The organism is Pleurocapsa sp. PCC 7319, assembly GCF_000332195.1.
Classification (GTDB): domain Bacteria; phylum Cyanobacteriota; class Cyanobacteriia; order Cyanobacteriales; family Xenococcaceae; genus Waterburya.
In genome coordinates this window covers 79,610-86,937 of sequence record NZ_KB235919.1, presented here as the reverse complement: position 1 = coordinate 86,937, position 7,328 = coordinate 79,610, and the positions used below count along the sequence as shown (strand labels likewise).

At 37.8% G+C, this 7,328-nt stretch carries 7 protein-coding genes; 2 read left to right on the top strand and 5 right to left on the bottom strand.

Annotated elements, in window-relative coordinates:
- The coding region (locus tag PLEUR7319_RS33845) for a cell wall metabolism sensor histidine kinase WalK (RefSeq protein WP_036798339.1) at positions 1-422 on the top strand (422 nt) is incomplete at its 5' end.
- Between the two features lie 293 nt (positions 423-715).
- Positions 716-2,038: a cell wall metabolism sensor histidine kinase WalK gene (locus tag PLEUR7319_RS33840; RefSeq protein WP_144054221.1), complete on the top strand. Its 1,323-nt coding sequence runs from the start codon at positions 716-718 to the stop codon at positions 2,036-2,038.
- A gap of 424 nt (positions 2,039-2,462) precedes the next feature.
- On the opposite strand, the gene PLEUR7319_RS0101815 is transcribed toward PLEUR7319_RS33840, so the two are convergent.
- The 5 genes from PLEUR7319_RS0101815 to PLEUR7319_RS33830 form a co-directional block, all read right to left on the bottom strand.
- Positions 2,463-3,767, bottom strand: a complete 1,305-nt coding sequence (locus tag PLEUR7319_RS0101815) for a phosphatidylserine/phosphatidylglycerophosphate/cardiolipin synthase family protein (RefSeq protein ID WP_019503498.1) — start codon at positions 3,765-3,767, stop codon at positions 2,463-2,465.
- A 222-nt stretch (positions 3,768-3,989) separates the two neighbouring features.
- Positions 3,990-4,202, bottom strand: coding sequence for a hypothetical protein (locus tag PLEUR7319_RS40430; protein WP_144054220.1), 213 nt, complete (start codon positions 4,200-4,202; stop codon positions 3,990-3,992).
- A gap of 115 nt (positions 4,203-4,317) precedes the next feature.
- Positions 4,318-5,115, bottom strand: coding sequence for a hypothetical protein (locus PLEUR7319_RS0101810; protein WP_019503497.1), 798 nt, complete (start codon positions 5,113-5,115; stop codon positions 4,318-4,320).
- Between the two features lie 480 nt (positions 5,116-5,595).
- On the bottom strand, positions 5,596-7,065 hold the full coding sequence (locus PLEUR7319_RS33835; protein WP_019503496.1) for a sulfotransferase: 1,470 nt from the start codon (positions 7,063-7,065) through the stop codon (positions 5,596-5,598).
- Positions 7,062-7,316: a hypothetical protein gene (locus PLEUR7319_RS33830; RefSeq protein WP_019503495.1), complete on the bottom strand. Its 255-nt coding sequence runs from the start codon at positions 7,314-7,316 to the stop codon at positions 7,062-7,064. Before PLEUR7319_RS33830 ends, PLEUR7319_RS33835 begins: the two co-directional genes overlap by 4 nt.
- Positions 7,317-7,328: the final 12 nt, after the last annotated feature.

Sequence of the window (7,328 nt, the reverse complement as noted above, 5' to 3'; positions counted from 1 at the left end):
GTAAAGAAATAGAGCTTAAATGTGAACTCGATTGTCGGTTGCTAGTCAAAGGAGATGCATCACAACTAAATAGATTGTTTTCCAACCTGTTAGGCAATGCGATTAAGTATACCGAAAGAGGGGGAGAAGTAAATCTGTCGTTGGCCAAATCGAAGCAGAATGCAGTTATCGCGATTCAGGATACAGGAATCGGCATCGCGCGGGAAAATTTAAGCTATGTGTTTCAAAGGTTTTGGCGAGATGAAAGAGTCAGGAAACAAAAGACAGAAGGTTCAGGATTAGGATTGGCGATCGCCAAAACGATTGTCAAAAAACATCAAGGAAAAATCACCGTCGAGAGTGAGCTGGGGCTGGGGACGTGCTTTAAGGTGTACTTACCCTTAGTCAAAGAGAAAGAAAGGAAAGAAAGAGTCAGTAGCTAAGAAAAAAAACCAGAGCCAGTCAAGACCATTGGTAGTCAAGGTATAGCAATACGGACTTACATGAGGACACTGATTACTGATTACTGATTACTGATTACTGACGAGCAATTAAATAAACTTGTCCTAATACAACTTGGTACGGCTGTAATATACAGCTCAAGCCTGCCCAAAGTGTGACCCTAATCGAGATTTAGTTCCGAGTTTGTAACTATGTTTCATCTATGGTGGTAAGAATAAATAAAAAGATGTGATATCTGTTTAAAACGTGAGCATTCAGTAGCTGAATCTTGATTATGTCATTAATAACTATTTCCGTACAACTTCTCAGGAGAGGTTTTCCACTACCACCAAGGCGTTTAATCATAATTTATTTGACCGTAGCCATCTCAATCATTAGTATATCTGAAATATTCTTATATTTTTTTATTATTCGTAATCTCGATCAAGAATCAAATCAAGAGCTACTGAGTTTAGTGGAAATAGCGGCACCAAGTTTAGGGATCGTCAAGACAGAAGGACTAGAAAATATCGAGAAACAATTATCGTGGCGAGAGCTGTTCGCCGAACATAAACAGAGTTTAGAGTGGTTTGACAGTCAGGGTCGGTTGTTGGCTAGAGAAGGACAGAACTTTTTGGAAGCCCCGTTAAAGACAACTATCAGTGAGCAGGTCAAATCAGAGGACTTTCCCTTATTTAAACGCCAGGGTCAGGTGCGCACAGTAACGATTGCCATGTATGGAGATAGTCAACAGAATCAGACAGTAGTGTTAGAGGGGTATATTCGGGCGAGTGAATCGACCGAGGAAATGGATCAAATCCGTAATAATTTGCAGCTAGGATTGGCTTTGGGAGGGAGTTTAGCTCTAATACTCATTAGTATGAGCAGCATCTATTTGACGCAACAAGCTATTATGCCGGTCAAACAAGGTTTTCGCAAGTTAAAGCAGATGACGACAGACGTATCACATCAACTGAGAACCCCCTTAACCAGAATCAGCATGGCGACGGAAATATTGTTGACCCACACTGACAAAATACAACCCTCAGATACGAGAAAACTGAAAATAATCAATGATGCGGTCGAACAACTCAGAAGTTTAATCGAAGATTTATTATTTTTAATCAGATTAGACTTAACGGCAAATTTAGAAGAGTTGCAATTTTCGGATGTGTCGTTGAATCTGCTGCTGCAAAATTTGAGAGGGAAGTATCAAATCACAGCAGCCAAAAAGTCAATTGATTTTCAAGTCAGAATTGAGCAGAAACTAACAGTCAAGGGCAATAGCAACAAATTAACGAAAGTATTAAACAATCTCTTAGAGAATGCCTTTGAGTATACCGAAGCGGGAGGAAAGGTAGTGGTATTAGGGAAATTACGAGGGGAGGAGGTCATCATCTCAATTAGAGACACCGGAATGGGGATCAGCCCCGAAGAGTTACCTCATATCTATCAATATTTTTGGCGAGGGGAAGCAGCTAAGCTGAAGGTAGCAGAGGGTTCGGGATTAGGGTTGACCATTGCCCGAGCCGTAATTGAGCAACACGGAGGTCAGCTCGAAGTCCGAAGTCAGCTGGGAAAAGGTAGTTATGTGTTAGTTTGTTTACCATCTGTCTGATCTGAGCCTCCACTATCGGCGCGATCGCCAATAGTAAAAGATTAAAACTTGCACATTTATTCAGAAAGATAAAACTATTACTGGGTAAGGATTTCAAAATGTGCAAGTTAAGAGAGGAATTTTACCAAGAAGTTTGGCTATGAGGTTGACTTTTAATAATTTGACAATTCTCTTGACACTAATTTTAAACAATTTATAAAACAGTTAAAAGGTCCCGCTCTTCAAAGCTATTTCTGATGGAGATTGTTCAAGGCTAAAGGCTAAAATTTGGCAATTTTGACACATAACCTTTATGTATTAAGGACTTTAGTCTTTATAAAATCAGAGTGATAGAATAAGTACTTTGAATTTCGGATTCACGTATACGTTAGTGTAAGATACAAGATGTCCAAATTTTGGACGTTAAATTGCAATGCTTATAACTTTATAGTTGCCACTGGAAAAAATCAACTATATTTCCCAAGATGCGATGTTTAATTAAAGAACGCTGTTTCCAGTCTGTATATGTTACCAGTTTACTTTGAGCAAAACCTTTTTCAAAGGTACTTTTAATCCCTTTAACTAATTCAGGTTGTGCGCTACAGATATCTAATTCATCGTTATGACAAAAACTTCGTGGGTCAAAGTTGGCACTTCCCGTTGTTGCCCAGCGATCGTCAATCAACAACAATTTAGCATGGGTCATACTAGGTTGATATTCATGAATTTGTACATCACCTTTTAATAATCTGCCATAGTGCTCGTAGGAAGCATAGTAGACGGGTTTTTTATCGCTACGCTTGCTAGTGGTCAGGATACGTACATCTAGTCCATTTTGTTTTGCCGCTATCAATAGATCGATTGAGTTATTGTCGGGAAGAAAATAAGGGCTGGCTAACCAAATACGTTTACGAGCTGCAATAATACTATTGTATTTAAACGCTCTAATCGGTGAAAACTGAATCTTAGGATTAGCACCAGGGATAACTAACATTAAATGATTTTCTCGATCGCTTTTGCTATTGTCTAATTTTTCTCTAGATAAATCAGCTACTCCATTGCCAAAAGTCCAATGTTGGGAAAAAACTCCTTCAAGTATAGAAACAATTTCTCCTTCTAAACGCATTTCTACATCTAGCCAGGGTTGAGTATCATCATCTTTTTCCGTACCATCCCAAAGATCTGATATTCCTGCACCACCAACTAAAGCAAATTTACTATCAATTATCAATAGCTTACGGTGAGTACGTCCGGCGTAATCTAAAGGTGCTTTCCAATTAAAAGAATTAAAAAATGATATCGCTATACCGCTTCGTTTCAATCTTTCCCAATACTGCTTAGAAATATCTTTTGTTCCGTAACTATCAACTACTAGACGTACCTTTACCCCTGCGCTAGCTCGTTCGGTGATCGCAGCAGCAAAATCATCTGCACGTTTGCCCGGTGTCATAAAAAAGGTTTCAAAGTCAATCGTCTGCTGAGCTTGACTAATGGCATTTAAACGAGATTCTTGGATAGCTCCTGCTTCGTTCCAAAAATCGGTAACTATTCCTTTAGTTATAAAAGAATTAGTAATACTGGCTAAAGTTAGAGCAAAGCTTTCTTCTTCAGGATGAGGTGCGTGTTTAACCTGATATTTGAGGCGATCGCGAAATGCTCCACGTAGATAAAAACCAATAAAAATAATTAAACTAAATATCAATAAAGCAACAAATAGCCACCAAAGGACTGATTGAATTAATGCCCACATAGAAAATTAACAGTAAAAGCGATCGCCATCATTAAACGTTAGTTGGCTAATTCAATACATCTAGCTATAGTATTATATTTGAACTGGAAATAAGCAATTTTAGGTATTCTCTGCAAACTGGTAGAGGTGAAAATTCAATCGATCTATAGCTCTTATGTAGTTAAAACAATTCATAAAGCTAACCCAGAGCGGATAGGCGATTGCGCTCCGCCATAAAGGATACTATACTGCGATTTCTTGAGGTCGAGCGATCGCATCTGACACTAAAGAAACTAGACTAATTTCTATAGTCAAGATTGATGAAGAGTACGTGGGACAAGAAAGTGGGGTGTCGGTTAGAAAATATGAAATAGAGTATGCGATCGCACTAAGAGTCAATCTATCTTGAAAATAGAAGCCATAACAAGGTAAATTCATTAATGGTTCTATTTTCATCCCTAAGTTGTGACTGACAGTTCATGGCATCTCTTGCAAAAATAACGAAAATAAATGTTAGAATTTTTGGCTCAACCGAAGTCGAACAAATTTATGCAAGATGTCTAGTTTAGAATTACTCTAAAAAGCCTTGATCTTCGGCAGCAGAATAAATACTATCCACTACTAAAACAGGTTTTTCAGTATATTCGGCTTCTATTTCTTCCTGTACGTCTAAATCCCAAGTAAGATCGTAATCTTTTTCAAAGTCAGCTTTAATAAAAGGACGTACCATACCAGTAACCACAACTTTTTCGTCTACTTCAGGAATAGGCTCTCCTGTAGCATTGATAATTAATAAATTTTCGCCGCCAATTAGTTGGTCTTCTTTGAGTGTAAAGGCATAATCATTTTTGATCTCTCCAACTTCACCTTCAAGGGAGATTTCTTGATCGTAATAGCTATCAGGATTTTCAGAAACTTCCTCTAATTCTGGTGATACAACCATGTAGTCAGCAAAGATAACAGGCTTAGTTTCGTAATCAACATAAAGTTCGGGATCTAAATCTAAGCCATAATCACGCTCGACATCTGCCAAGACTAAAGTTCCCAATTCTCCTATGACTTGTAGCGTTTGACCCTCTGCATCTTCAAGGACAGTTTTTTCAGATACATTAATAACCAAAACTTCATCTCCTTCTAAGAAGCCTTCTTCTTCAATTAAAAAAGAGACACCAGGTTCGACTTCTTCAACTTCTCCTCTAACAGAAACTTCTTCACCTAAAGTAGTATCTTTTTCTTCGGCTATATCTTCAATCGTCGTGTTACTGTCAGTTTCTTGAGCTTGTAGATTAGAGTATTGTGCAGTGATAAAGGTCGCAGTTAAGGCTAATATTAATGCAGGAACTTTATTTAATAAATTATAATTTGACATTTTTTCTGGTAACTATTGTTAATAAGTATTAGCTAAATAATTCTCTATGGATTTAGCTATTCAATAACTTATTTTCTCTTTTTCCTGATTCTTATATATCTATCTTAGGGATTAAAAAATCAAATATATATCAGCCAAAGGTTGTAATTTATTGCTATAACTATATTCTTATATTTCAGATATAATAATATGGGTTATAGAAAATATTTGATAGTTGATCTTCAATAATTTGCCTTCAGTAATTTTGATCTAATTATATTCAATGCTTATTTAAATACAGATATAGAAATAATAAATTTTATAGAAGCAAGGCAAAATTTCAAAAGTGTTTTAGGTCGTGTAACTGACAACGTTGATTGTACTATTATTATTTGGTGTGGTGGCGACGATGCAGTTTTATCTCAAAAATCTGCTCTTGGTTTAGAACCCAAAAGATTGTCTGCTCTACTTCCCGCCCTTTTAAATCCTGTCGAACCTACGTTAATTTAAGGAAATATTTTTAAGCTCTGTGTAAACTAAGTTTCCAGCTTCTAAAATAGTGTTTGACAAATCACTAGTGTTAATTTCTCTCGACCTTGGATGGCGTATGCGAGATCCAGAGGAGATTAATGCTTCGGGGTTACTACTTTCCAAAATATCTGCCAGACTTTTAAGTCCTGATCGCGGATTTCTACACAACTCGTCGTAATCTAAAAAGTTAATCGAATTAGGGTTCTTGGTTAGTAGATACTTGTAACTAGCAATCCAATACTCTAGCCAGAAACTCAATGATTTGGCATCTCGCGATTGGCGTTTGTCGTACCAACCATCAAAGTCAATCGGACGTAAATTCTGTCCAAAATCATAGTGACCGATCGCTTTCATATATTCGGCAGCAAAAGGATCAGCTTGGTGAATTTGTAAAAAGTTAAGATGCTGCTGTAATAGAGAACTAGCATGGTGAAAGGGCTCGCGAAAAGGGACGATTATGCTGGAGTTGGGATAGAGTTTGTTTAACATTCTAATGCGGGCAATATTGGCATTATTTTTAGAGACATAACGAGTGGAACTAGAAATACTTTGTCGACGCAAGAAAATAATTTTCCGTAAATGAGAATCAAAAAACTGCTGAAATTCTTCATTTTCCTCATAGTCCCAGGGAATAATACGATCGCGATGATAATGACGTTGCCAAAAAGTTTTCCAAACTACTTCTTCTAATGCTTCGTGACTATCTGGACTAATCTCCATTCCATCGCCATGAGCCCGTTCTGTTGAGACCATATTTCGCTGAAAAATTTGGGAAAAACGATTCCACAGACAGGGAATCATAACAAATGGCATATCACGATAACAGTGGGCAGCAAATTCAGGCGAACTTGCACAGCATTCCAGTAGTAAAGTCGTTCCAGCCCTGGGGAGAGCGGTAATAAATACAGGTTTCTCGTTTTTATAAGTAGTAATCTGCTTAGAGAACAAATTGTCTTCTACATCTGCTAGCGTTATCTGGGCACTGTAGGTATTGAAAGCTAACTGATGCAAAGTACGATCTAGTTGAGAATAACTACTAGTTTGAGCAATAGAACGATCGCGCTTCTTGTTAGAGCTGAAGTACAGCGCGATCATAGTAATCACAGTACTAATAATTAGAAATACTGGTGAAACAGTAGTTGCCAACACAGCAGAGAGAGAAAGGTACCCCAAGCGATCGCCAAGCCATAAAATTGCCAGAGGAATTAAAATTGCGATCGCGCCACCAGAGGCAAGAATAAAAAACAAGCTAAACAGCCTTAGCGAATTTTTCCGCAGTTTAGATTCTTTTTGTTCGTCGCTTAAGCGAGAGGAACCAATAATCTTCATTGAGTGGAGGGCGATACGAACAACATACTTACTTTTATTTGTCACTCCCAAAAGTTGAATCAAAACCAGAAAACTAACCACCAGTACTATCGCCCCAACCCACTGGCTCATACTTTTTCCTCTTCTCTCTCTTTTGCATTAACACTGGCAGCCTGTTGGCGCTTTTTCAAAAGTCGCTTTAGGGGATACCATAAAAAACCAAATAAAGCAGCTATTACTCCCACAATAATTGCCAATAAAGCCCCTATAGCTGCAATACTTGTACCTGGTCCGACATAAGCCATAGCAGGTTGCTGAACCAAAATAACTAGCAAGAGCACGCAGATAAAAATGCTAACCAATGATGATGTTTTCAGTTTCATTTTGGACTTGAG